Below are 22,796 nucleotides of genomic sequence, written 5' to 3'. Positions count from 1 at the left end.
GGTTGAGCGTACGGGCCGGCGCCTATCGCCGGCGTATCGGAATTCGCATACGTGGTGGCAACGCCGGGCTGCATTGACTGGACTCATGAACACCCGCACACCAGAACGAAGCACGCCTCGCCGAACTTCCCGAATCGCGGTGGTCGGCCTGGCCGCAATCGTCGCCGTCATCGGTTTCATTGGCCATCAGGTGCTGCAGTCCCCGTCATCGCCAGCGCCCTCACCCCTCGAGATTCTGCGCGGTGAGCAGCGTGGTGCGCCTGGCGAGGCAGACGGCGTCATTCCCGACGGCGTCACGGTGTCCGTTTTCGATGACCAGGTCCCGGCGGTGGCCAACCTTGACCCGGACCTGCTCGATGCGGTCCGCCGGGCGGCAAGTGATGCCGCCGAGAGCGGCGTGGAGTTCCACGTGAACAGCGGCTGGCGTTCGGCCCATTTCCAGCAGCAACTGCTCCAGGACGCGGTATCCGATTACGGCTCGGAGGAGGAGGCCGCGCGCTGGGTGGCAACGGCACAGACCTCCGCACACGTGTCTGGCGACGCGATAGACATCGGGCCCGTCGATGCGACGTCATGGCTCGCCCAGCATGGCGCCAGGTACGGCCTGTGCCAGATCTACGGCAACGAGTCCTGGCATTACGAGCTGCGGTCCGCAGCGATCGAGCAGGGCTGTCCCGAGATGTACCCCGATCCCACTCACGATCCCAGGATGTGGCAGTGAGCGATCGGCGACCGGGGGGAGTCGTTCACAGCGTCGCTGCATACCTCTTTTCGAGCGCGGCCGTCCGCTTCTCGTCGAAGAGGTTGACGTGATGGTTCTCCACGTGAGCCACGAGCGCATCGAGGCACAGGTGATAGCCGGTCGCCGTACTGGCGAATCCGCGAGGAGCCGGCTTGTCAGCCCGGACTGTCAGGGTCAGGAGGGTGATGCCGTCGTCCTCCGCCAGGTCGAACCGCAGCTCTTCGGTGTCCCACGTGAACGCGAAGGTGCGGGGAGGGTCCCAGGTCAGTAACCGACCAGGAAGACTGGCTTCGTCGAGGGAGAGCCCCGCCGCCTCGATCTCGTCTCCGGCCTGCTCGATCGACTCGGGCCAGAACACGATCGTGAGGTCGGCTCCTGCGGCCCGTTCGCCAATGATGTCGGCGGGGAACCAATGGCGCAGGTGCGCAGACTCGGTGATCGCTCGCCATACCTTTCCCGGGGAGTGCATGAGCCGGCGTTCGTAGCGCAGAACTACTGTCTCGCCGTCGCGGGTGGCCTCACCCAGTGGTGTCTCGGACATCGTCACTCTCCTCGTGAGTCTTGTTCGTCGGTCATCTCGTCCAGGTGTGCCTCGAGTGCGTCGAGGCGGCTCGCCCAGGTGCGCCGATAGGGCTCGAGCCACAGGTCAAGCTCGCGGAGCGGCTCCGGAGCGAGTGCGTAGTGTCGTCGAGGTCCGTCAACACGTGCCTCGACCAACTCGGCCTCGCCCAACATCTTGAGGTGTTTGGAGACGTTCGGCTGCGCCGTCCGGAGTGCCCCGACCAGCTCCGAAACCATCAGGTCACGCTCACGCAGGAGGTCCAGGATCTGGCGCCTGGTCGGGTCGGCCAGCACAGTGAATGCATCGCGAGTTGGCATCTATTAAGCATTCCCTATACGGAATATGCCTGTCAAGGAATATGACGTGTTGAAGGGCGCACTCTGGTCGCATCGTGTGATCCGCCGCCATCCGCGGATAGTCGCGAGTTGACCTCAACTTCGGTTGAGGCAGTGGAGTGGTCGCGTGACCAGCAGTCAGGCCGCGAAGAAAGGACACTCCGTGGAATCTTCCACGACCGTCTCCGATGTTTCGACACCCGCACCACTCAAGACGCCGTCACCGTTGACGTTGCCGGTGGTGTTGACAGGGGTCGGCCTAGTGGCGATGTCGATTTCCGGCACCGCGATCGCGCTGCCGAGCATCGGACGTGACCTCGACGCTTCGGGCTCGCCTCTGAACTGGGTGGTCGCTGGCTACAATCTCGCGTTCGCAGCGATGACCCTCGTTGCCGGCGCTGCGGCGGACCGCGCCGGTCGTCGCCGGATTTTCATCGCCGCAGCGGTGGTCTTCTCAGTCGGGTTCCTGGCGACGGCGCTGGCGCCGACGATCCTGGTGGTGGATATCGCCCGCATTGTCTCCGGCGCGGGCGGCGCGGGCATGATGGCCGCCGGCGGCGCACTCCTGGCCTCGAACTATGACGGTGCCGCCCGCAATCGCGCATTCGCGTTCATGGGAACTATGGCAGGGGTTGGCATCGCAGTCGGTCCTACCCTCGTCGGAGGATTGATCTCGTTGGCGGGCTGGCGTGGGAGTTTCGTCGTGTTCGCTGTCCTCGGTGTCGTCATCGTCCTGGGTTCCGGGCGCCTCGCCGAGTCCCGCGCGAGCGAGAGCCGCACCGATTGGATCGGGAGCATCCTGTTCGTCATCACTTTGAGCTGCCTGATGTTCGTCTTCTTGGAAGCACCCGCGCTCGGCTGGACTCATTCGGCAGTTCTTCTCGCCCTCACGCTCGGCGCAGTCGGCCTCATCGCCTTCGCCATGACGCAACGCCGCAGCGAAGCCCCAGTGCTGGCGCCCGAACTCATCCACCACCGCGGGTTCATGGGCTGGTGCCTGGGAACGCTGACCACATCGATCGGCTTCCTCGGGGTTCTGGTATTCCTGCCGACCTACCTGCAAACGGCGGCTCACCTCACGCCCGCCAGTGCGGGACTCGCGATGCTGCTGTTGACCGCACCGGTTCTGTTTGCCCCCGTCCTCGCCGGCGGCTTGGTCAACAGAGGCGTCGACGCGCGATGGGTGATGATGGTCGCTCTGGCTCTGGTCGTCGCCGGAAACTTCGGACTACTCGCGCTCGGTCCCGACAATACGACTGCGTTGATCGCGGCACCGCTAGTGATGATCGGTATTGGCATGGGAGCATCGTTCGGCATCACCGACGGCCAGGCCATGAGCCTCGTCCCTACACGTCTTGTCGGGACGGCCGCAGGTTTCCTGAACACCCTGCGAGGCGCGGCCGAAGCTCTCGTGATCGCAGCTTTCAGTGCCGCACTCCTCGGGTTCCTCACCCATCGGCTCGGTGACGTCGACCATGCCGCAGCAGTGAGCGCAGGGCGCTTGAGCTTTGTTGACGGCGTCGAGATTGACGCGTTGACGACCTCGTGGCACCTCACCCAGATGGGCGTAGGCGGCATCTGCTTTCTGCTTTCTACCGCCGTCGCCGCGCTGTTGTTCTCGGGATCGCCACGAACCAGGCGCGAAGAAGGCGGCAATCCGTGACGGGTAACACCAGTGAAGTGGGCTCAGGCCTCAGGAATCACGTCGACTCGACCGCACCTCTCACTATCGGCGAGGTGATCAGGCGAACAGGCGTATCGGCCTCAGCGCTGCACTTCTACGAGCGCAAAGGGCTGATCTTCAGCGTACGGAACTCCGCCACAGGCGGATCTACCCGGGCCGGGCCCGGTCCGTATCCACAGGCATGATCCCCCTGCCAGCGACGCCGGGCCTTGACCCGCGTTGAGCGCGATACATCGATCGATGGGGCAGCACACGCGTTCCGGTGCGCCGATATCGCCCGGCGCCAGAGAAAAGCGCGAGGGCCGGCCGAATTGCTCGGCCGGCCCTCGCGCTTCAATGCATGGGGTGGCTAACGGGGCTTGAACCCGCGACCCCCGCGACCACAACGCGGTGCTCTACCAACTGAGCTATAGCCACCAAGTGCATCCGCGCGTGGGCGGCTGCGATCCACCAGTGTAGCGAACGATCAGTCGGTTCCTGTACGCCCCATGATGTGTGCGTCGGCACACCTTCGCTGGTGCTCCCGGCGCCGAAATCAGGCTGTCGGTTCCACCTGTGCGGGCAGCGTGGGGGAGGAGGCGATCAGCGCTGCCGTCCGCTGTGCCGACTTGGAGTCCGGTTGCTTGGAGTCGTCCGGGAACAACACGGCGCGGTAGTAGCGCAACTCGTCGATGCTCTCGGCGATGTCGGCCAGGGCGCGGTGCCCGCCCCCCTTCTTCGGGGAGTTGAAGTACGCCCGTGGGTACCAGCGCCGCGCCAGTTCTTTGATCGAGGAGACATCGATGATCCGGTAGTGCAGGTGGCCGGTCAGCTCGGGCATGTCCCGCTCCAGGAACGCCTTGTCTGTGCCCACCGAGTTGCCCGCGAGCGGCGCCTTGCCCGGATCTGGCACGAACTGCCTGATGTACTCGAGCGTCTGCGCCTGTGCGTCAGCCAACGGCATCCCGTTCGCGAGTTCCTCGAGCAGCCCTGAGGTGGTGTGCATGGTGCGCACCACCTCGTTCATCTGCTCCACCGCGCCCTCCGGCGGTGCGATCACCAGGTCGAGCCCGGCATCGAGCGTGTGCAGCTCGGAGTCGGTCACGATCACGGCGATTTCGATCAGCGCGTCATTGTGCAGGTCGAGGCCGGTCATCTCGCAGTCGATCCAGACGATCGGATCGCCGCGGCCTGGGGTCTTGGACGAAGAACTCACACGCCTCACTGTAGCCATGCCCGCCGACAGGGCTCACCACAGCGGCCACGCAGCGCCTCACGATGGACTTTTTATCAAACTCATCAAACCGGTTGACCTGGCATCGTCAAACCGGTTAACGTCCGATCCACAGTCCAGCGGAGGAGGCGTTGTGGTGCCCCAGCAGCCGATCTCGGCGAAACCGACCATTGGTGACGTCGCCGCCAGGGCGGGCGTGACCAAGGCGACGGTCTCGCACGCCTTCAGCGGCCGCCGTCCGATCTCGGATCCGACCAAGGCGCGTGTGTTCGCTGCGGCTGAGGAACTGCAGTGGCTGCCCAGCGCCAGTGCACGCGCGTTGGCCACCCGCCGCGCCAACGCGATCGGCATCGTGCTCGCCCGGGACCCGGCGATCATTGCCTCGGACACCTTCTTTCCCGCCTTCATCGCCGGGGTGGAGTCCGTACTCGCCACGGCCGAGATCGCGCTCGTGCTCCAGGTGGCCGGCAGCCGTGACGCCGAAGAACGCGCCTACCGAGCCATGGCCAGCGGCCGTGCCGACGGCGTCATCATCCTCGATCTGCACCGCGCCGACTGGCGGGTGCCCTATGTGCACCACCTCGGGCTGCACGCCGTGGTGCTGGGCGCTTACGACGCACCCAGCCCGTTCACCTGCGTCCGCACCGACGACGCGACCCCCACAGTGGGCCTGATCGACCACCTGCGTGCGCAGGGCCACACCCGCATCGCCCACGTGGCGGGCCCGTTGGACTACGTGCACTCCCGCGTGCGTGCCCAGGCGTACCTCAGCGCCGTCGGGAGCGACGATCTGCTCGCTGAGGGGGATTTCGGCGCGGCCAGCGGGCGAGACCGCACCGCTGAACTGCTCGCCCGGCCCGAACCGCCCACCGCCATCGTGTACGCCAACGACACGATGGCCATCGCCGGCCTGTCCTACGCCCGCAGTATCGGCCTGTCCGTCCCGAGGGACCTCGCCGTCGCCGGCTTCGACGATGACCATCTCTCCGCGCACCTCTCGCCGGCCCTGACCACCGTGGCCACCGACCCCATCGAACGCGGCCGGGTCAGCGCCCAGGCACTGCTCGCCGATATCGCCGGCGAACCTGCGCGCCATATCGAACTCGACTGCAACCGACTCCAGCTGCGTGCCAGCACGCTCACCGACCCCACCCTCCAAGGAGAAGAACGATGAAGTTCACGAAGACTGCGGCGCTACTCGGCGCCACCACCTTGATGCTCGCCTCCTGTTCCGGCGGCGGCGAAGAATCTGGAGGTGACGGTGGCGGTGCTGCGACCGGTACCGGCCCGATCGAGATCTGGCTCTCCAACAACGAGGCGGAGATCGCCTGGGGCGAGGCCGTGGTGGAGGCGTGGAACGCCGAGAACCCCGACGCCCAGGTCACCGCCCAGGAGATCCCTGCCGGTTCCTCCTCGGAAGAGGCCATCACCGCGGCGATCACCGCGGGCACGGCCCCGTGCCTGGTCTACAACATCGCCACCGCCGCCGTCTCCGGCTGGGTGCAGCAAGGCGGTCTGGTGGACCTGAACACCTTCGAGGACGGCGCCTCCTACATCACCGAGCGCGGCGGCGAGTCCACCACGGCCTACCAGAGCGAGGGCAGCTATTACCAGCTGCCTTGGAAGTCGAACCCGGTCATGGTGATGTACAACAAGGATCTGTTCGAACAGGCCGGGCTCGACCCGGAGAACCCGGAGATGAGCACCCACGCGGACTTCCTCGACGGTGCCCGGCAGATCGTCGACTCCGGCGTGGAGTCCGCCATCTGGCCCTCTCCGACGAATGAGTTCTACCAGCCCTGGTTCGACTTCTACCCGCTCTACCTCGCCGAAACCGGCGGCACCCAGCTGGTCGAGGATGGCGCCGCGACCTTCGACAGCGACGCCGGAACCGCAGTGGCCGACTTCTGGTCCACGATCTACACCGAGGGCCTCGCCCCGCAGGAGGCGGCCACCGATGATGCGATGGTGGCCGGCACCACTGCCATGCAGCTCGCCGGCCCGTGGGCGATCGCGGCCTACGACGGGAACATTGACGTTGGCTTCATGCCGGTACCCACCTCCGGTGGGAGCGAGGAGGTGGTCACCTTTGCCGACTCCAAGAACATCTCCATGTTCACCGCATGTGAGAACCAGGCCACCGCCTGGGAGTTCCTGAAGTTCTCCACCAGCGTCGATTCCGACGGGCAGCTTCTGGAGGCCACCGGGCAGATGCCGATGCGTACCGATCTTGCCGGCACGTTCCCGGACTATTTCGAGGCCAACCCGATGTATGCGGCGTTCGCCGATCAGACCGAGCGGGTGGCCGACGTACCGAGCATCCCGAATTCCGTGGAGGCCTGGCAGGTGTTCCGCGAGTCCTACTCCTCGGCAGTGATCTTCGGTAACACCACAGTCGACGAGTTCCTCTCCGGTGCCGCACAAGAGATCAACGGGCTCGTGGGCTGAGATGACGGACGTGGTCACCCCTCCCGTGCGCACTCCGTCGTCACCGGGGTCGCGCACGGGAGGCCGCCGGAAGGTGTTGGGCCGCCATCCCATTGGCTCCCTGTTCGCGCTGCCGTACATGGTGTTCGTGGCGCTGATCTTCGCCTACCCGCTCGTGTTCGCCTGCTACATCGCCTTCCACGACTACTTCTTCACCGCACCCGGGGTGGAGATGGAGCGCCCGTTCGTGGGGCTGGCGAACTTCATCGACGTGCTCACCGACCCCCAGGTGCTGGAGTCATTCCGCAACACTGCGGTGTTCCTGGTGATCAACGTGCCGTTGACGGCGGTGGCCGCCCTGGTCCTGGCCAGTGCCCTGAACGCGGGGATTCGTTGGGCGGCCGCGTTCCGGGTGGCGTTCTATGTGCCCTACCTGACGGCGAGCGTCTCGCTGGTGGGCGTGTGGATGCTGCTGTTCTCCTCTGGTGGGCTGGTGAACAGTGTGCTCGGGCCACTCGCTCCGGAGCCGTCCTGGCTGGTCAACTCCGCACTGGCGATGCCCAGCATTGCCCTCTACGTCACCTGGAAGCAGCTCGGCTTCTACATCCTGCTCTACCTCGCAGCCCTGCAGAACATCCCGGCCGAGCTGCACGAATCTGCCGCTACCGACGGCGCCAGTGCGCTGCAGAGGTTCCGGCATGTGACCATCCCCGGGGTACGCAACGCCACCACGCTGGTACTCATCCTGGCCATCATCACCGGCGCGAACCTGTTCACCGAGCCCTACCTGCTCACCAACGGCGGCGGTCCGGACGGAGCGAGCCTCACACCCGTACTGCTCATCTACCAGAAGGGCATCCAGCAGCAGAACCCGGACACCGCCGCAGCGATGGGCATGATCCTCGTGATCATCGTCGGGCTGCTCTCGCTCACTGCCAACCGCCTCACCAGGGAGAAGTGAGATGACCCGGACCACTGCCTGGTGGCGCTACGCCATTCTCGCCGCTGCCGCCCTCGTCTTCGCGTTCCCGTTCTATTTCATGGTGGTGGGTGCATTCCAGCAGAACCCCACCAACACCCCGGACGAGATGTTCCCGCGAGAGGGGTGGACGCTCGGGAATTTCACCGCGATCGACTCACGGATCGACCTGCTCGGCTCGCTGACGAACTCACTGATCTTCACCGCCGGTGTGCTGCTCGGGACCGTGACCTTCGGCCTACTCGCCGGGTACGCCCTGGCCCGGCTGGACTTCCGCGGCAAGAGCGCCACGTGGGTGCTGATGATGCTCGTGCAGATGGTGCCCTTCCAACTGCTGATGATCCCGTTGTATGTCCAGATCACCCGCAGCTATGGCCTCGGCGACACCTATCTCGGGATGATCCTGCCGTTCTTGATCAACACCACCGCCGTGTTCATCTTCACCCAGTTCTTCCGTGCGCTGCCGAAGGAGATCTTCGAGGCCGCCCGCATCGACGGCGCCTCCGAACTGCGGATCCTGCGCTCGGTGGCCGTGCCCATGGTGCGGCCCGCGCTCGTGACCGTGCTGCTCGTGACCTTCATCGGTCCGTGGAATGAGTTCCTCTGGCCGTTCCTGGTCACCAAGGACACCTCCCTGCAACCCCTGGCCGTCTCCCTGGCGAATTACATCTCCAATGTGGCCCAGTCCACCGCCAACCCGAACGGGGCCATCCTCGCCGGCGCCACCGCGCTCGCGTTCCCCGTGGTGATCCTCTTCCTGCTGTTCCAGCGCTACTTCACCGCCTCCGACATCGGCGCTGCCGTCAAAGGCTGAAAGGAATCCATGTCTACTGTTCCCATCACCGAGCCCGCCGTCAGCGAACCTGGCATCTTCACCGGGGCCACCTTCCCGCTCGGCCCGTTCACCCCGTACGAGAACAACCCGATCCTGCGCCCCCGCGGGAACTCCTGGGAGTCGGCCAACCTGTACAACCCGGCCGCCCTCGTAGACGGCGATCAGGTGCTGCTGCTCTACCGCGCCCACGCCGACGACATCGTCTCCCATATCGGCCTGGCCAGGAGCTCAGACGGGTACCACTTCGAGCGCGAGGATGCCCCGATCCTCTCCCCGAGCGAGGACTACGAACGCTACGGCTGTGAGGACCCGCGCATCGCCGTCATCGACGGCACCTACTACCTCACCTACACCGGCTGGGACCGCCACAGCGCCCAGCTGTGCCTGGCCACCTCCACCGACCTGCGCACCTGGACCAAGCACGGGCCGCTGTTCGAGGACTTCGACAGCTTCGCCACCGTGGATCCTCGCGGGTTCAACTGGTCCAAGGCCGGCGTGATCGTGCCGTTCCAGATGCAGGGCACGTGGTGGATGTACTTCGGCGAAGGTGCGATCTACTGGGCCACCAGCGAGGACCTGATCCACTGGACGCCCGGCACACCCGACACCGAGCCGATGTACGCGCCCACCCCCGGCTCCTTCGACGCCGACCTCGTGGAGATCGGCACCTCCCCGGTGCTCACCGGCAACGGGCTGCTCGTCTTCCTCACCAACGGCGCCACCCGCACCGTGCACGCCGACGGCCGCGTCGATGTCGACTACCGATGCGGGCAGATCGCCATCGACCCGGACAACCCCACCCGCGTACTCGCCCGGCTACAGGAACCCTGGCTGCGCCCACAGACCTTCGAGGACACCCACGGACTTGTCTCCAACGTCACCTTCGTGGAGGGCCTGGTGAAGTTCGGCGGCACGTGGTTTGCCTACTACGGCCAGTCCGACACCACACTCGCTGTGGCCGTGCACGATCCCGCCCAGGGCTGGGGTTCCACGGTCACGATCCCCGACGGCGGAGGGTCACGATGAGCGCCTCACGTCGAACATTCCTGGGGCTCGCTGCCGGCACGACGGCGGCCCTCGCCACCGGTTCCTCTGCCGCCCTGGCCGCCCCGGCTCAGGCCAGCCCGCGTGGCCCCGGCGGCCCTGCGCGCCTGACAAACCTGGACCACCTGCGCTTCTTGACCGATGAGGTGTCACTGCCTGAACTGGCGCATCACCGCACGTTCGACCAGGGAACGCCCGGGCTCGCCCCGTGGACCTACGCGGACTTCGACGGCCAGAGGTTCACCCGCGTCGGCGGCGGCACCCTCGACCCTGCCACCGGGCACTGGACCCAGGGCGCCTATAACGCCGACGACATCGCACGGGCCGCCGTCGTCTTCCTGCGTGACTGGCAGGCCAGCGGTGATCCACGCAGCCGGGACCACGCCGTCGGGACCTTGCGCACCCTCGCCTACCTGCAGAACGACACCGGTCCCGACGCCGGGCGCGTGGTGCTCTGGCAGCAGAGCGACGGCACCCTGAACCCGAGCGCCGAACCCGTGGAGCTTCCGGACCCGTCGGACTCGGCCGAGTCTTACTGGCTCGCCCGCACCGTGTGGGCGTTCGGCGAGGGTTATGCCGTATTCGCCGGCGCGGGACGGCAGTTCGCAGAATTCGCCGAGTTCCTCCGCGGCCGGCTGCACCTGGCTCTGACGGCACTGGGCGAGGAGTCGCTCGCCCGGGTCGGAGACCTGGTGCGAAGTGACGGCGTGGAACTGCCCGACTGGCTCATTGCCGGCGGAGCGGACGCCACCGCGGAGGCCGTGCTCGGGCTGGCCGCCGCGCATGAAGCTGACCCCGATGATGCCGTGGTGGCGGGTGCACTGCGCGAGTACGCCGAGGGCATCGCCCGGATGGGCACCAGCACCGATGCGTGGCCGTTCGGCGCCGTGCTGCCGTGGACCGGCTCGCTCGGGTTCTGGCACGGGTGGGGAGCGGCTGCCCCCGAGGCACTTGCCCGCGCCGGGACGGTGCTCGGCCGTCCCGACCTGGTGGACGTGGCAGTAGCCGACGCCGGCTCCTTCACCCCACTGCTGCTCGCCACCGGCGGTCCGGTGAACGCCTGGGCACCCACACCGGCCGAGGCGCAGATCGCCTATGGCGTGCACGGGCGGGTGGCCGCTGCGCTCGCAGCCTCGGAGGCAACCGGAGGTCCCGGGCTCGCCGAGGTGGCGGCGCTCGCCGCCGGCTGGTTCTTCGGTGCCAACCCCGCCGGTGCGCAGGTGTACGACCCGGACACCGGAATCACGGTGGACGGGATCGAGCCGGATGGGCGGATCAACCGCAACAGCGGGGCTGAGTCCACCATTCACGCCTTGCTCACGATGCTGCTACTGGACGAGCATCCTGAGGTGGCTGCCATCGCACGGTCGATGAGCGGCATCGAGTCCACCCACGGGGTCAGCGTGGTGGAGGCCGAGGCGGCGACGCTGAGCGCCGGATGCGTGGTGGAACTCCCCGATAGCGGTGCATGGACCGGAGAGGGCAACCTGTCCGGTGGTGCGTACGTGAGCGTGCCGGCGGGGGAGTGGGTCGAGTTCGAGGTGGATCTTCCGGGCGATGCCGAGCTGCACCCGATCGTCTGGCAGCGTGCCGAGGAGGCGGGCGACGCCCGGTGGGAGGTCATCGACGGTCCCGTTCTTGGATTTACACCAGCCGGCGGCCTCGGGGATGCCGGGCTGACCGAGGCGCCCGGCGCGCTGCGGCCGCTCCCGCTGGAGCGTCCGCTGCCGGCTGGGCGGACGCGGGTGCGGTGCACCAGCACCGGCGACCTGCGCCTGGACGGGGTGCTGATTCGCCCCGCAGTGGCCAGCGCCGTCTATCGCACCGAGACCGGGGAAGCGGCGCTCTACGTCAACGCCTCCGACCGCACCCAGCTCATCGACGCACTCGCCGGCGGCAGCGGTCGCACCTTCACCATCAGAGGGATCCAGCGCGGGCAGGCTCGTGCCGGACGTCGTGTACGCATCCTCGGCGGAGGATTCTCCATCACGCGATAGCGGCGCCCTCACCGGGGGTAGGACCGCAGGAACGCCTCAGGGCCCCGCAGGAACGAATCCTGCGGGGCCCTGATGTTCATTCAACGCTTCGGCGCCAGCCGCCACCACCGAACGACTGGCGCGGGTGCGTCAGCTGGCTCGGATGTAGTCGGTGTTCACCTTCTGCTGGGCAGGACGTTCGCTGGAGTCAGCACCTGCGCTGGTGGCAGCAAAAAGGCGGCCGGTGGACCGACCGCCTCGAGTGAGTCGTGCTATCAACTGCCGGAGCCTCAGTTCCCGCAGGATTGCCCTGCGATGGGTGAGCTCGGCGAGTCGCTGTGTCTGCTCGAGTCGGTGTATGTCGTAGACGACGATCGGGTGCATGGGTGATTCCTGCCTTCGTGGTGGTGTGGGTACCCGGCCGGGCACGGTGACCACCTTGGCAGGGCGATGACGCGCACGTCACGGCATTTTCCGCCGTCAGCGATCAGGAGCCGGCCGTGAGGACCGCCGCGACCCATGACCACCCGACCAGGATGGTCACGCGCTGCCACAGCCCCGCGCGTGGCGAGTCCTGCTCCCACGCCTGGCCGAAGATGAGGAACCCCGCAGTGCCGGCCGCCGCCGCCACCGCCGAATAGGCCCGAAGAACGCCACCCAGCTCGGGCGTGACGGCAGCAACCGTTGCGGCGATCGGCACCGCCGCGAAGACCACCACGCCGGCATAGTCGTGTAATTGGTGCTGGCGCGAGAACGTCGCCGGATCCCCGGCAGGCGTTCGGGGTGGGTACCCCCGCATCGGATCCATCGTGAAGACGCCGGAGGCGACAAGGGCCAGTCCGAAGATCCCGATCACAGCAGCCAGCAGAGTGCTGGTGCCCATCAGAGCGAGACCACCGACGGCGATCCCGCCACCGCAGATGATGAAGTTGGCCTTCTGCAACCACCCCCTGCTCCCCAGCGCAAGGGCGCTGACGGGGTGATAGCACGGCCGGTATCCGGAACGGCTCCATCCATCGAGGGTGAAGACGAGCATGAACAGGACCGCCGAGATTGCGCCCATTGTGCCCACTAGGTCTCACCTGTGCTCGCCGCGCCGACGGCGCTCAGTGTGCCCCACGCGCCTACTCCCACCGGAACAGGGTGGCAGAGATGCCGAACCCGAGCACCGTCGTTACCACCATCCCGATCAGAGGCGCCATCTCGAGTGGGGCACCGACCCAGGCCGCGCCGAGCGACTGAACGGCGCCGCCGAACGGGAGCACGTGCCCCACCGTCTCCAGCGCTTCGGGTAGCGAGTTCGGGCCCCCGAACATGCCGCCGAGGGCACCGAGTGCGAAGAACGCCACCAGGCCGATCGCCACGGCCGAGTTCGGCGTCGGTGCCACTGACGCCACCACCATCCCCATGCTGTACATCGCCAGGCTTGCCAGGAGGAACGATCCGATCGCCGCGCCCATGTTCTCTGGCGCGCGGGCACCGAACGCGAGTACCGCCACGGCGATGGCGAGGCCGATGCCGAGTGCCGCCTGGATCAGGCTCACGATCAGTTGTGCGACAAGCACGAGCGCGGGTGAGGCCGGCGTCACCGCCAGTCGGCGCAGAATACCCGTGCGGCGATAGGAGGCGAGGAAGCTGGGCATGTTCACGATCGCGATCATGGCGATCACGATGGTCAGCGCCAGGGGGAGTACGAACACCTCCAGAGCTGTCCGCCCGTTCTGCACCACCTGGGCGGTGGCCCCCGAGGAGCTCATCAGCAGGATCAGCAGCGGCAGGCCCAGCGGCACGATCAGTCCGGCGGTGTCTCGTGCCACCATCTTCGCTTCGCACACCACGAGCGTGCGCCAGGCCCGCAGTCCTGGCCGATGGATCTCGACGGCGGCGCTCATGAGTCCTCTCCCGGCTCGCTGCCTGTCAGCGTGACGAACGCCTCGTCGAGCGTGGCCGCGCCAGCTGCCTCGGTCAGTTCCCGGGGTGTGCCGAGTGCACTCACCCGCCCCGACTCCAGCAGTGCGACGCGGTCGCACAGCTCTTCCACCTCTTCCATCGCATGGCTGACGAGCAGCACGGTCACTCCTTCCGTACGAAGACTGGCGATGGTCTTCCACATCTGACGCCGTGCCCGCGGATCGAGGCCGGTGGTGAGTTCATCCAGGATCACCACGCGTGGGCGACCAACCAGTGCGAGGGCAATGGAGAGCCGCTGCTGCTGGCCGCCGGAGAGGTTCTCGAACCGGACTCCCTGCTGGTCGGTCAAACCGACTCGTTCGAGCAGGTCCTCAGCAGTGAACGGTCGGGGATAGAGGCTGGCGTACAGAGCGAGCAACTCGGTCACCGTGAGCGCGTTGTGCAGAGACGCTTCTTGAAGTTGGACGCCGAGGATTTGCCGGACTTTCGCCCGCTCGCGGACGGGATCGAGGCCGAGCACCCGCACCTGCCCATGGTCGGGTCGTCGCAGTCCGGCGATCATCTCCACCGTAGTGGTCTTCCCCGCACCGTTCGTGCCGAGGATGCCGAACACCTCGCCACGCTCCACCGCAAGGGAGACGTCCTCGACTGCAGTGGTGTGGCGGTACCGCTTGCATAGGCCGACAGCGTCGATCGCGAGATCTGTGGAACTCATGAATGTGACGGTAGGAGCGGAGAGTGCGCCCGCACATGTGCCGGACGTCATGAGGTGCACCCATGACTTCTGGCACGGGTCATCTGCAGGAGCCGCCTCGTAGAGTGGACGGATGCGGCGGATGGGCTCGGACGAATGGGCGGGCCTGGTGATGCTCGTCGTCGCCATCGGTGTGTCGGCGCCGGCGCTGTTGGGACTCGTGCCCACCCAGATCCCCCACGGTGCATGGATCGCGGTCCTGAGCGCCTTCGTGATCACGCTGCTGCTCGCGGTGGTGGCCGAATCCGGGCGGGGCCAGTTCCTCGCTCTGGCCGGTGCTGTGATCACGTCCTGGGTGCTCGTGCTGACCGTCGACGCTTCCGGCCTCCTGCCCGTTCTCCTCGTGGTGGTCGCAGCGGTGAGCGCCTACCTTGTCCCGGTCCGGGTGGTGGCGGGCATCGTGGCCGGCAACACGGTGGTGCTCTGGCTGGCGCACCTGCCATTGGGGTCACTGCCGGAGCCGCTGATCATGGTCGGCTTCTACCTGATGATCCAGGTGGCCTCGGTGTTGAGCTCACTCGCACTGATTCGCGAGCAGGCGATGCGTCGCGACCTGGCGCGCACCCACGTCACCCTGAAGACCACCTCCGTACTCCTGGAGGAATCGGCCCGTTCGGCGGAGCGTCTGCGGATCTCCCGCGACCTGCACGATCTGATTGGCCACCAGCTCACCGTGCTGACCCTGGAACTGGAAGCGGCGCGCCATCGTCAAGGCAGTGCCGCCGTTGAGCACATCGAACGAGCTGATCAGGTGGCCCGGGACCTGCTGGCCGACGTCCGGCACACCGTGGGTGAGCTACGGGCCGAACCCACGGACCTGGCCGAGGCGGTGGTTCGCCTCACCCGGGATATCCCGGGCCTCGACGTCTCCCTCGATATCGACGATGACCTCATGCTCGATGAAGAACGTGCCGCGGCCGTCCTGCGAGCGGTCCAGGAGATCGTCACCAACACGGTGCGCCATGCCGAAGCGAAGACCCTCACGTTGACGATGGCGCAGGAGGGGGACGAGGTGGTTCTCGCCGGTTCGGACGATGGCCGGGGTGCCGCGCGCCCTTCCTGGGGCAATGGACTGCGGGGGATGGCCGAGCGCGTCGCTGGGCTTGGGGGAGAGGTGCGAGTGGATGGGACGTCGGGATTCACGGTGACCGTACGGGTACCGGCCACATGATCCGGGTGGTGGTGGTCGATGACCAAGCACTGGTACGGCACGGGATCCGGACGTTGCTCACCATCGCCGAGTTCGATGTGGTCGGGGAGGCCGACGACGGTGCGCGAGCCATCGAGGTGGTGGCGGCGACCCGGCCCGACGTCGTCCTGCTTGATCTGCGGATGCCCGGTCAGGACGGGATCTGGGTGCTGGAGGAGTTGCGTGCGCGCGAGCTCGACGTGCCTGCGTTGGTGCTGACCACCTTCGATGACGACTCCCTCGTACTGGAGGCACTTCGAGCCGGCGCGAGGGGGTACCTCCTGAAGGACGTGACCGTCGACCAGCTGGGCCATGCAGTGCGCACCCTTGCCGACGGCGGCACGCTGGTCTCCCCGTCCATCACCGATCGCCTGCTGCGCACGATCAGGTCAGGCCCAGCACCCACGGGAGCGGCAGGCGGGCCGATCGAGGAACTGACCGGGAGGGAACGGGATGTGCTGCGACTCGTGGCCGAGGGGCACAGCAATCGGGAGATCGCGCAGACGCTCCACCTCGCGGAGGGCACGGTGAAGAACCACGTCTCCACGGTGCTGGTCAAGCTCGGCGCCCGAGACCGGACCAATGCCGTGCTGCGGGCCCTGCATCACGGGATCCTGCGATAGCGTCCGGACCCATGACGGCCTACACGGTGCTGCTGCGCGGGGTGAACGTACAGGGTACGACGATGACGATGGCTGATCTACGGGCCACCCTGCAGCATGCCGGGTTCCCGGGCGTGCGAACCGTCCTCGCGAGTGGGAATGTACTCCTCGAGGACGACCGGCCCGGTGCACAGGTCCGTGAGCTCGTCGAGGCCGCGTTGCGAGAACAGTTCGGATATGACGCCTGGGTGCAGGTGATCGAGCACGATGAACTCGCTCGGATCGCCGAGGCCTATCCATTCGACACCGATGAGTCCACCCACCACCCGTACGTGGTGTTCTGCCGGGATAGTGCGGCACTGACGATGCTGGTGGCGGATCTCCCCCAGCCCGGTGACGACCGCGAACGGGTGGCCGCGGGGGAGCGGGTGCTCTACTGGGAGACGCCCAAGGGGCACAGTCTGGACACACCGGTGGCGAAGCTGCTCGCCCGGAAGCGGTTCAAGGCGGACACCACCACCCGCAACCTGCGCACCGTACGCAAACTCCTCACCTGATCAACTCGCGCCGAGGTGACACGCCTCGTGGATCGTGGCGACCTCGTATCCGCGTATTGCGACCAATCAGCGGGTAGCGGTGTCCCACCAGTCCAGCACGCGGCGGGCGTAGAAGGTCAGCCACTTGGATGGCTCGCCCGCTGGAACGTCAACCTCGAACCACATCCGCCCGGGGTGGCGGCCCGCTTGCAACCAGGTGCCGTCCGGTTGCTCGGCCTCCCGGACCATCTCGATGGCGCGAGTCATCCGGGGGTCGGGATCCCGGCCGTCCGCGAGGCAGGCCGCGCGGAAGTAGTCGGCGGCCCGGAGCACCGTGTAGGACCACCGCACCGGATAGCGGAACTGACTTACCCACTTGCCCACCGGTTCGCCGGTGCTCAATCGCCGGTAGAGGTCTCGTTGAAGCAGGTACTCCTCGCCGGCGTGCCGGGCCGCGCGGACGGCGTCCGTGCCACCGGTGGTGTTCTCCCACGCCAGGATCCCGGACAGGCTGTTCAGTGTGGAATGGAAGGAGGTTCGCGTTGATCCCTCCACCCACTCACAGTTCCATCCGCCCTCGGGCAGTTGATGCTCAACGAACCAGGCCGCGATGCCCGTGACGTCCACCCCGAGCCACGCGCCGTTGGCCAGCGTGTACCCGTTGATACAGGCGTCCACCTCCCCGTCCCAGTACGGCAGACTGTCGTACTCCCAGCGGCTGTTCGCCGCCAGCCGCTGCGCCGTGTCACCCAACGCCGACGGCGGAACTCCCCACTCTCGCAGCGCATTCAGGCTCCAGGTGGTCGCCGTCCACGGCTGTCCCTCCTGTTCGAAGAGGTCCTCGGAGAAGTCCGAGGGGAAGTAGGCACCACCGGCCCACTGCCCGTCGGGGTCCTGGTGGGCGAGCAACCTGGCGCCGAAACCTTCAGTTGTCACCCGGTCACGCGTGGCCGCCCACACATGTTCAGGCGCGTGGACGAGGTCGCGTTCCACCTGCCAGCGCAGAGCCGGATCGGAATCGAGTAACCAGTCGGTCAGGGACGACGCCGTCATGGCCGCAGCGTACTCAACCCAAGCATCACGGCAAGGGCTGAGTACGCCGCTCCATCGGTCCGGCGAGCGGCCCGTCAGGACTTGCGGTTGTAGATGAACATTGAGATCGGCCCGAACACGGCCACCAAGACCACGCAATACACCAGGACCGTCATCAACGATCCGGCGTCGTAGACGCCGGTCATCAGCTCGCGCACCGAGGTGACCACCACCGAAACCGGGTTGACCTCAACCACTCCCTCGAGCCAGCTGGGCATCGTCGACGGGTCCACGAAGATGTTCGAGGCGAACGTCAGCGGCATCAGAATGAACATCGAGATCCCCATCGCTGCCTGCTCGCTGCGTACCGACAGTGAGACCACTGTCCAGATCCAGGAGACGCTGAACGAGAACACCAGCAGCAGCACGAACGCGGCGACCACACCGGGCAGACCGCCGTCAGGGCGGAAGCCCATCACGAAGCCGACCGCCAGGATGATGATTCCAGCCAGGGTGTAACGCACCTGATCCCCGAGCAGCGCACCCACGAGCTGGGCGGGCCGCCACGTGGGCAGAGAGCGGAACCGGTCGAAGACTCCTTTGGAGATGTCCTTGTTGAGCGTCAGGCCGGTGTACATCGTGATCATGATCAGCGTCTGGACGAAGATGCCCGGGATCAGCCACTGCACGTACTCACCCACGGAGCCGGCGAGGGCGCCACCGAAGATGTACGTGAACATGACGGTCATCATGATGGGGAAGACTGTCACGTCGAAGAGCTGCTCCGGCACGTGCTTGATCTTCAGCAGCGCGCGCCAGCCATAGGTGAGGGACGCGCTGACGGGACCCGCTCGATGTGGGCGGTCGCTGGCGCTGACCAGGATCTTCCGGATCTTCTCCGGTTCTGCACGTGTCTCGATCGTCCGTGTGGACGTGGTGGCGGTCATCAGGCGTTCACTTTCTCGTCATCGCTGCGCGCGTCGGCACCAGCAGAGTCTTCGGGGTCCTCGTCTGTTCGCTTGCCGGTCAGCGCGAGGAAGACCTCGTCGAGGCTGGGGTGCCCGAGCGCGAAGGTCTCGATGCCGACCTCAGCCTGCTCCAGCGCGGTCAGTGCCTCGGCAGCCCGGGAATTCTCGTTGAGGCGCACCAGCAGGGAGGCGTTGTCGGACTCCCGGGAGACGTCGGCGTGGATCGTGCTGCTGAGGATCTCTGCGGCCAGCTCTCGTTGGGCCGGATCGGTCACCCGCACCTTCAACGCTCCCGAACCCACCTGCGCCTTGAGTTGGCCAGGCGTCCCTTCCGCGATGACCTTGCCATGGTCGATCACGGCCAGTCGGTCGGCGAGCTGGTCGGCCTCCTCCAGGTACTGCGTGGTGAGCAACACCGTGGTGCCGGATGCCACCAGCGTGCGAATGATGTCCCACACCTGGTTACGGCTCCTCGGGTCGATCCCCGTGGTCGGTTCGTCCAGGAAGATCAGTTCGGGTGTCACCAAGAGCGAGCCGGCGATGTCCAGGCGGCGGCGCATCCCGCCGGAGTACTTCTTCACCTGCCGGTTCGCGGCGTCGGAGAGGCCAAACGCCTCCAGCAGCTCCATACCGCGCAGGCGAGCGGCTCGGGTGCGGAAGCCAAGCAGCTTGGCCAGCAGGATGAGGTTCTCGATGCCGGTGAGATCCTCGTCGAGCGAGGCGAACTGCCCGGTGAGTGCGATCTTGCTGCGGATCGTCGCCGGCTCGGCGAACACGTCGTGCCCGAGCACGTGTGCGTGGCCCGCATCTGGGCGGAGCAAGGTAGCGAGCATGCGGATCGCGGTGGTCTTGCCTGCGCCGTTGGGCCCGAGGACGCCGTAGACGCCTCCGCGCTCGATGGCGAGGTCGATACCGTCGACGGCGACGTTGTCGCCAAACTTCTTCACCAGCCCTTCGGTATGGATGGCGAGCTGGTCCGTGGGGATGCTCACGGGTGTCCTCTCTCTTAGCCGCACGTTGCGGGTTCTGACGGCGGGTCGTCTCGTTCCATCCTCTGCAGGAGAGGGAACGGCGTCCACTGGATTTCACCCTAGGCGGACGGTCTGACACTCCTGTCAATCGTTCAACTCCGGTGCCTGGGAACCTCCACCACTGGCCACGAGTCCGTGGTGGGGAGCTCGACGTCACCTCAGATCCAGTCGAGATCTGCTCAGGTGTGCCACGCCGGTAGCGGCGATGGCGATCCCGACGACGACGTGGATGACGTCGACGACGGGCACGAAACCGAGCGGGAGCGTTGAGGCGTCGGTCCCGGTGCGGCTGGCCAGAACCAGTGCCAGCGCATAGGCGCCGCTGGTGAACGTGGCCCCACTGCCCACCCAGGCGAGCGCCACCGGCACCCACGGAGGTGTTCGGTGAAGGCGATTTGAGGACAGCAGGAGGAACCCGATGATCGCGGCCGAGGCGAACAGGGCCGCCGCCACATCGGCGAGCCGTTCAGCGAGCCCGCGGCTTTCGATCAGGTGGTGCGGGAGCGCCCACACCACACCCAGTCCCCAGAGCAGATGCACGATGACCACCACGGCGCCCAGGGCCGCGATCACGCTCCTAGCGAGCACGAGAGCTGACCGCAACGAACCACCTGGACGCTCCGCGGTGCCACCGGCGAACACAGGAGCCCACCGATCGCGGGCGTAGAGAACGAACGATGCAGTCAGACCCACCGCTTGCGCAGCGAAACTGAGGTACACCAACCAAGCCGGCACTCGCGTACCCCACGACGAGGTGGTCCTGATGCCCCCAGTGTCTGAGGAACTCCCCCAGATGGGTGAGTCTCGACCTCATAGGGGGATATCACCAGACCTCGATCGACGTCCGTTCCTGGTGGAGGTCCTTGCCGAATCCTCACGAGAGAGATCGGCGCAGCCAGCGCCACCGCCCCCGAGACAGGTATCGACCGTTCTTCATAGAGATGACCACGTCAGGGGACCGGGCGCGTCTTGGTCAACCGCGGGGGAAGCGGAGGTCGGTGAGCTCTTCGGATGCCCTCCAGATGCGCTCGGCATCCTCCGCGCTGCGGAGCCGGGAGTAGAGCTGCTGCGCTGCAGGAGGGCCGCCCACGCGGCCCGGACCGCGCGGTCCGTAAAGGCCGCCACGCATGGCATCGGGAGAGGTCGCGGCGTAGAGGGCAGGCAGACCTGCCGTTTCGACAGTACCGACCAGAATGCCTCGTTTGGCCAGTGCGCCGATGATTCGTCGCCCGCTCGTTTCCTCAGCGCGGCCGAGTTCTGGGCGAGCGGCGAGCAGGCGGGTGGGAGCGATGCCAGGGTGCGAGATGTTGCTCGTGATTCCCCAGTTGCCCGCCTGGCTGCGCCGGTCGAGTTCGAGTCCGAACAGCCCGAACGCGATCTTCGATTGGCTGTAGGCCTTCATACCAGCGTAGGACTGTTCCCAGTTCAGGTCGTCCCAGTTGATGGCTCCGTGGTTCGCCGCGATGCTGATTTGTGACGTCACGCGGGCGCGACCGGCCTGTAGCAGCGGGAAGAGGTGAGCCACCAGTGCGAAATGTCCGAGGTGGTTGGTGCCGAACTGGAGCTCGAACCCGTCGGCGGTCGTCTGCCTCTCGGGTGGTGTCATCACGCCGGCGTTGTTGACGAGGAGGTGGATGGGCCGGTCCTCGTTGCGCAGACCCTCTGCGAGCGCAGCGACGGAGCTCAGCGAGGACAGATCGAGTTCGCGCAACGCCACGTTCGCCTGTGGCATCGTCTGCCGGATTGTGGCGATCGCAGCCTCACCCTTGTGCAGGTTGCGCACGGGCATGATCACCTCGGCGCCCGCAGCTGCGAGTCTTGTGGCGATCCGGAGCCCGATGCCATCACTGGCTCCGGTGATGACTGTGCGTGTACCGGAGAGGTCGGGGACGGTGATGTCGATCATTCTGCGTGGCATGGTCGCTCCTGAACGTCGGGTCGTTGCGTCTACCGTCGTCGAGTCCGAAGGGGCTATCCAGGGCCTGAGGATCCCACGATCGAAGGGCCGAGCAGTCCGGGCGTCGATCGTGGGATCGTCAAGGCGTGGATGGATAGGGGCGCTGGCGGTAGAAAGGTCCTAGCACCGAGGAGGCGTCCGTGACCATCGACCGCACCGGCCTGGCGAACTTTCTCCGGCACCGCCGCGAATCATTGCAACCCGAAGACGTTGGCCTCCCGCGCGGACAGCGCCGCCGGACGAGCGGTCTGCGCCGGGAGGAAGTGGCATCGCTCTGCCACATGTCAACCGACTACTACTCCCGGATCGAGCGCGAGCGTGGCCCCCAGCCGTCCGAGCAGATGATTGCCGCAATTGCCCAAGGCCTACACCTCACTCTCGATGAGCGCGACCATCTCTTCCGGCTCTCCGGGCACCATCCACCCACGCGCGGATCGGCCGGTGAGCACATCAGCCCGGGCTTGCTGCGCATCTTCGACCGTCTGCACGACACACCCGCGGAGATCGTCACCGAACTCGGCGAGACCCTGCGTCAAACCGAGCTTGGCGTCGCGCTCACCGGCGATCTGACCACGTACAGCGGGCCATCCCGCAGCATGGGCTACCGATGGTTCACCGACCCCACCTCGAGACGGCGCTACGCCCCGGACGACCACTCCTTCCTGACCCGCATGTGGGTATCGGGCCTGCGCGAGGTGACCACGTTGCGGGGCCCTGCCTCCCGCGCAGCGCACCTGACCGAGGTGTTACTCGCTCGAAGTGAAGAGTTCCGCCAGGTGTGGAACGACCATGAAGTGGGCATCCGTCCCCGCGAGGACAAGCACTTCATCCACCCCGAGCTCGGAGCACTGGACCTGGCTTGCCAGAGGCTCCTTGATCCAGACCAGTCGCACTTCCTCCTGGTGTACACGGCGGCGCCCGGGACCGAGAGCTACGAGAAGCTTCAGCTCCTGTCCGCTCTCGACCCGTCCATGTTCGTTGAGTGAGTGCGTCGTCCGCCCCGTGGGCGGACGGCCGGC

Annotated in this window: 23 protein-coding genes, 1 tRNA gene and 1 pseudogene; 13 read left to right on the top strand and 12 right to left on the bottom strand. The window is 66.6% G+C overall.

The window, feature by feature from the left end; translation table 11 throughout:
- Window positions 1–85: 85 nt before the first annotated feature.
- Entirely contained in the window at window positions 86–721 is a 636-nt protein-coding gene (locus LQF10_RS12935) for a M15 family metallopeptidase (RefSeq protein WP_231064249.1), read from the top strand.
- A gap of 25 nt (window positions 722–746) precedes the next feature.
- On the opposite strand, the gene LQF10_RS12930 is transcribed toward LQF10_RS12935, so the two are convergent.
- Complete coding sequence (locus tag LQF10_RS12930) at window positions 747–1,283, bottom strand: SRPBCC domain-containing protein (RefSeq protein ID WP_231064248.1); 537 nt, start codon at window positions 1,281–1,283, stop codon at window positions 747–749.
- 2 nt (window positions 1,284–1,285) lie between these two features.
- Window positions 1,286–1,621, bottom strand: coding sequence for an ArsR/SmtB family transcription factor (locus LQF10_RS12925; RefSeq protein WP_231064247.1), 336 nt, complete (start codon window positions 1,619–1,621; stop codon window positions 1,286–1,288).
- A gap of 181 nt (window positions 1,622–1,802) precedes the next feature.
- Between LQF10_RS12925 and LQF10_RS12920 the strand changes: the two genes are divergently transcribed.
- Window positions 1,803–3,302, top strand: coding sequence for an MFS transporter (locus LQF10_RS12920; RefSeq protein ID WP_231064246.1), 1,500 nt, complete (start codon window positions 1,803–1,805; stop codon window positions 3,300–3,302).
- A 17-nt stretch (window positions 3,303–3,319) separates the two neighbouring features.
- Window positions 3,320–3,457 (top strand): annotated as a pseudogene (locus LQF10_RS12915) (MerR family DNA-binding transcriptional regulator); the annotation flags it as partial.
- Between the two features lie 207 nt (window positions 3,458–3,664).
- Here the strand turns inward: LQF10_RS12915 and LQF10_RS12910 are convergent.
- Together LQF10_RS12910 and orn are read right to left on the bottom strand one after the other, a co-directional pair.
- Window positions 3,665–3,740: transfer RNA gene (locus LQF10_RS12910), tRNA-His, on the bottom strand.
- 118 nt (window positions 3,741–3,858) lie between these two features.
- A complete protein-coding gene (orn, locus tag LQF10_RS12905) occupies window positions 3,859–4,536 on the bottom strand; it encodes an oligoribonuclease (RefSeq protein WP_435531402.1) in 678 nt (225 codons plus the stop codon).
- A gap of 136 nt (window positions 4,537–4,672) precedes the next feature.
- Between orn and LQF10_RS12900 the strand changes: the two genes are divergently transcribed.
- Genes LQF10_RS12900 through LQF10_RS12875 form a run of 6 tightly spaced genes read left to right on the top strand, consistent with a single transcriptional unit; the run spans window position 4,673 to window position 11,818 of the window.
- A complete protein-coding gene (locus LQF10_RS12900) occupies window positions 4,673–5,710 on the top strand; it encodes a LacI family DNA-binding transcriptional regulator (protein WP_231064245.1) in 1,038 nt (345 codons plus the stop codon).
- Window positions 5,707–6,984, top strand: coding sequence for an extracellular solute-binding protein (locus LQF10_RS12895; protein WP_231064244.1), 1,278 nt, complete (start codon window positions 5,707–5,709; stop codon window positions 6,982–6,984). The genes LQF10_RS12900 and LQF10_RS12895 overlap by 4 nt, the downstream gene beginning before the upstream one ends.
- Window position 6,985: 1 nt before the next feature.
- Window positions 6,986–7,924, top strand: coding sequence for a carbohydrate ABC transporter permease (locus tag LQF10_RS12890; RefSeq protein ID WP_435531401.1), 939 nt, complete (start codon window positions 6,986–6,988; stop codon window positions 7,922–7,924).
- Window position 7,925: 1 nt separating this feature from the next.
- Window positions 7,926–8,756: a carbohydrate ABC transporter permease gene (locus tag LQF10_RS12885; protein WP_231064243.1), complete on the top strand. Its 831-nt coding sequence runs from the start codon at window positions 7,926–7,928 to the stop codon at window positions 8,754–8,756.
- Between the two features lie 9 nt (window positions 8,757–8,765).
- The gene (locus LQF10_RS12880; RefSeq protein ID WP_231064242.1) at window positions 8,766–9,803 is read left to right on the top strand and encodes a glycoside hydrolase family 130 protein; all 1,038 of its coding nucleotides are present in this window, start codon (window positions 8,766–8,768) and stop codon (window positions 9,801–9,803) included.
- Window positions 9,800–11,818, top strand: a complete 2,019-nt coding sequence (locus tag LQF10_RS12875; RefSeq protein WP_231064241.1) for a hypothetical protein — start codon at window positions 9,800–9,802, stop codon at window positions 11,816–11,818. Before LQF10_RS12880 ends, LQF10_RS12875 begins: the two co-directional genes overlap by 4 nt.
- A 466-nt stretch (window positions 11,819–12,284) precedes the next feature.
- Here the strand turns inward: LQF10_RS12875 and LQF10_RS12870 are convergent, their stop codons facing one another.
- From LQF10_RS12870 to LQF10_RS12860, 3 genes are all read right to left on the bottom strand, one after another.
- Entirely contained in the window at window positions 12,285–12,860 is a 576-nt protein-coding gene (locus LQF10_RS12870; RefSeq protein ID WP_231064240.1) for a DUF998 domain-containing protein, read from the bottom strand.
- A gap of 61 nt (window positions 12,861–12,921) precedes the next feature.
- Complete coding sequence (locus LQF10_RS12865) at window positions 12,922–13,689, bottom strand: ABC transporter permease (RefSeq protein WP_231064239.1); 768 nt, start codon at window positions 13,687–13,689, stop codon at window positions 12,922–12,924.
- Window positions 13,686–14,423: an ABC transporter ATP-binding protein gene (locus LQF10_RS12860; protein ID WP_231064238.1), complete on the bottom strand. Its 738-nt coding sequence runs from the start codon at window positions 14,421–14,423 to the stop codon at window positions 13,686–13,688. Before LQF10_RS12860 ends, LQF10_RS12865 begins: the two co-directional genes overlap by 4 nt.
- Window positions 14,424–14,535: 112 nt before the next feature.
- On the opposite strand from LQF10_RS12860, the gene LQF10_RS12855 reads away from it, so the two are divergent.
- From LQF10_RS12855 to LQF10_RS12845, 3 genes are read left to right on the top strand one after another with little or no spacing between them, the layout of a single operon-like run.
- Window positions 14,536–15,633: a sensor histidine kinase gene (locus tag LQF10_RS12855; protein WP_231064237.1), complete on the top strand. Its 1,098-nt coding sequence runs from the start codon at window positions 14,536–14,538 to the stop codon at window positions 15,631–15,633.
- Between the two features lie 8 nt (window positions 15,634–15,641).
- Complete coding sequence (locus LQF10_RS12850) at window positions 15,642–16,274, top strand: response regulator (protein ID WP_354002581.1); 633 nt, start codon at window positions 15,642–15,644, stop codon at window positions 16,272–16,274.
- Window positions 16,275–16,285: 11 nt separating this feature from the next.
- Window positions 16,286–16,810 carry a DUF1697 domain-containing protein gene (locus LQF10_RS12845; protein WP_231064235.1) on the top strand — a complete coding sequence of 175 codons (525 nt, stop codon included), beginning with the start codon at window positions 16,286–16,288 and terminating at the stop codon, window positions 16,808–16,810.
- A gap of 66 nt (window positions 16,811–16,876) precedes the next feature.
- Here LQF10_RS12845 and LQF10_RS12840 read toward each other — a convergent pair whose 3' ends face one another.
- The 5 genes from LQF10_RS12840 to LQF10_RS12820 all read right to left on the bottom strand — a co-directional run bounded on the left by LQF10_RS12840 (window position 16,877) and on the right by LQF10_RS12820 (window position 21,738).
- Complete coding sequence (locus tag LQF10_RS12840) at window positions 16,877–17,842, bottom strand: squalene cyclase (protein ID WP_231064234.1); 966 nt, start codon at window positions 17,840–17,842, stop codon at window positions 16,877–16,879.
- Window positions 17,843–17,916: 74 nt separating this feature from the next.
- Complete coding sequence (locus LQF10_RS12835; protein WP_231064233.1) at window positions 17,917–18,768, bottom strand: ABC transporter permease; 852 nt, start codon at window positions 18,766–18,768, stop codon at window positions 17,917–17,919.
- Window positions 18,768–19,781 carry an ATP-binding cassette domain-containing protein gene (locus LQF10_RS12830; protein WP_231064232.1) on the bottom strand — a complete coding sequence of 338 codons (1,014 nt, stop codon included), beginning with the start codon at window positions 19,779–19,781 and terminating at the stop codon, window positions 18,768–18,770. The genes LQF10_RS12835 and LQF10_RS12830 overlap by 1 nt, the downstream gene beginning before the upstream one ends.
- A 192-nt stretch (window positions 19,782–19,973) precedes the next feature.
- Complete coding sequence (locus tag LQF10_RS12825) at window positions 19,974–20,393, bottom strand: hypothetical protein (protein WP_231064231.1); 420 nt, start codon at window positions 20,391–20,393, stop codon at window positions 19,974–19,976.
- Window positions 20,394–20,793: 400 nt separating this feature from the next.
- Window positions 20,794–21,738 carry an SDR family oxidoreductase gene (locus LQF10_RS12820; RefSeq protein WP_231064230.1) on the bottom strand — a complete coding sequence of 315 codons (945 nt, stop codon included), beginning with the start codon at window positions 21,736–21,738 and terminating at the stop codon, window positions 20,794–20,796.
- Between the two features lie 179 nt (window positions 21,739–21,917).
- Between LQF10_RS12820 and LQF10_RS12815 the strand changes: the two genes are divergently transcribed.
- The gene (locus LQF10_RS12815; RefSeq protein ID WP_231064229.1) at window positions 21,918–22,763 is read left to right on the top strand and encodes a helix-turn-helix transcriptional regulator; all 846 of its coding nucleotides are present in this window, start codon (window positions 21,918–21,920) and stop codon (window positions 22,761–22,763) included.
- Window positions 22,764–22,796 lie beyond the last annotated feature (33 nt).

Source organism: Ruania halotolerans (assembly GCF_021049285.1).
Taxonomy (GTDB): Bacteria; Actinomycetota; Actinomycetes; order Actinomycetales; family Beutenbergiaceae; genus Ruania; species Ruania halotolerans.
The sequence above is the reverse complement of the archived record's forward strand: the minus strand, read 5'-3'. Positions and strand labels throughout refer to the sequence as shown.

Coding starts and splice junctions, on each gene's coding strand:
- LQF10_RS12935 (WP_231064249.1), top strand. CDS start 86: ATGAACACCCGCACACCAGAACGAAGCACGCCTCGCCGAACTTCCCGA.
- LQF10_RS12930 (WP_231064248.1), bottom strand. CDS start 1,283: ATGTCCGAGACACCACTGGGTGAGGCCACCCGCGACGGCGAGACAGTA.
- LQF10_RS12925 (WP_231064247.1), bottom strand. CDS start 1,621: ATGCCAACTCGCGATGCATTCACTGTGCTGGCCGACCCGACCAGGCGC.
- orn (WP_435531402.1), bottom strand. CDS start 4,536: ATGGCTACAGTGAGGCGTGTGAGTTCTTCGTCCAAGACCCCAGGCCGC.
- LQF10_RS12895 (WP_231064244.1), top strand. CDS start 5,707: ATGAAGTTCACGAAGACTGCGGCGCTACTCGGCGCCACCACCTTGATG.
- LQF10_RS12890 (WP_435531401.1), top strand. CDS start 6,986: ATGACGGACGTGGTCACCCCTCCCGTGCGCACTCCGTCGTCACCGGGG.
- LQF10_RS12885 (WP_231064243.1), top strand. CDS start 7,926: ATGACCCGGACCACTGCCTGGTGGCGCTACGCCATTCTCGCCGCTGCC.
- LQF10_RS12880 (WP_231064242.1), top strand. CDS start 8,766: ATGTCTACTGTTCCCATCACCGAGCCCGCCGTCAGCGAACCTGGCATC.
- LQF10_RS12875 (WP_231064241.1), top strand. CDS start 9,800: ATGAGCGCCTCACGTCGAACATTCCTGGGGCTCGCTGCCGGCACGACG.
- LQF10_RS12870 (WP_231064240.1), bottom strand. CDS start 12,860: ATGGGCGCAATCTCGGCGGTCCTGTTCATGCTCGTCTTCACCCTCGAT.
- LQF10_RS12865 (WP_231064239.1), bottom strand. CDS start 13,689: ATGAGCGCCGCCGTCGAGATCCATCGGCCAGGACTGCGGGCCTGGCGC.
- LQF10_RS12860 (WP_231064238.1), bottom strand. CDS start 14,423: ATGAGTTCCACAGATCTCGCGATCGACGCTGTCGGCCTATGCAAGCGG.
- LQF10_RS12855 (WP_231064237.1), top strand. CDS start 14,536: ATGCGGCGGATGGGCTCGGACGAATGGGCGGGCCTGGTGATGCTCGTC.
- LQF10_RS12845 (WP_231064235.1), top strand. CDS start 16,286: ATGACGGCCTACACGGTGCTGCTGCGCGGGGTGAACGTACAGGGTACG.
- LQF10_RS12840 (WP_231064234.1), bottom strand. CDS start 17,842: ATGACGGCGTCGTCCCTGACCGACTGGTTACTCGATTCCGATCCGGCT.
- LQF10_RS12835 (WP_231064233.1), bottom strand. CDS start 18,768: ATGACCGCCACCACGTCCACACGGACGATCGAGACACGTGCAGAACCG.
- LQF10_RS12820 (WP_231064230.1), bottom strand. CDS start 21,738: ATGCCACGCAGAATGATCGACATCACCGTCCCCGACCTCTCCGGTACA.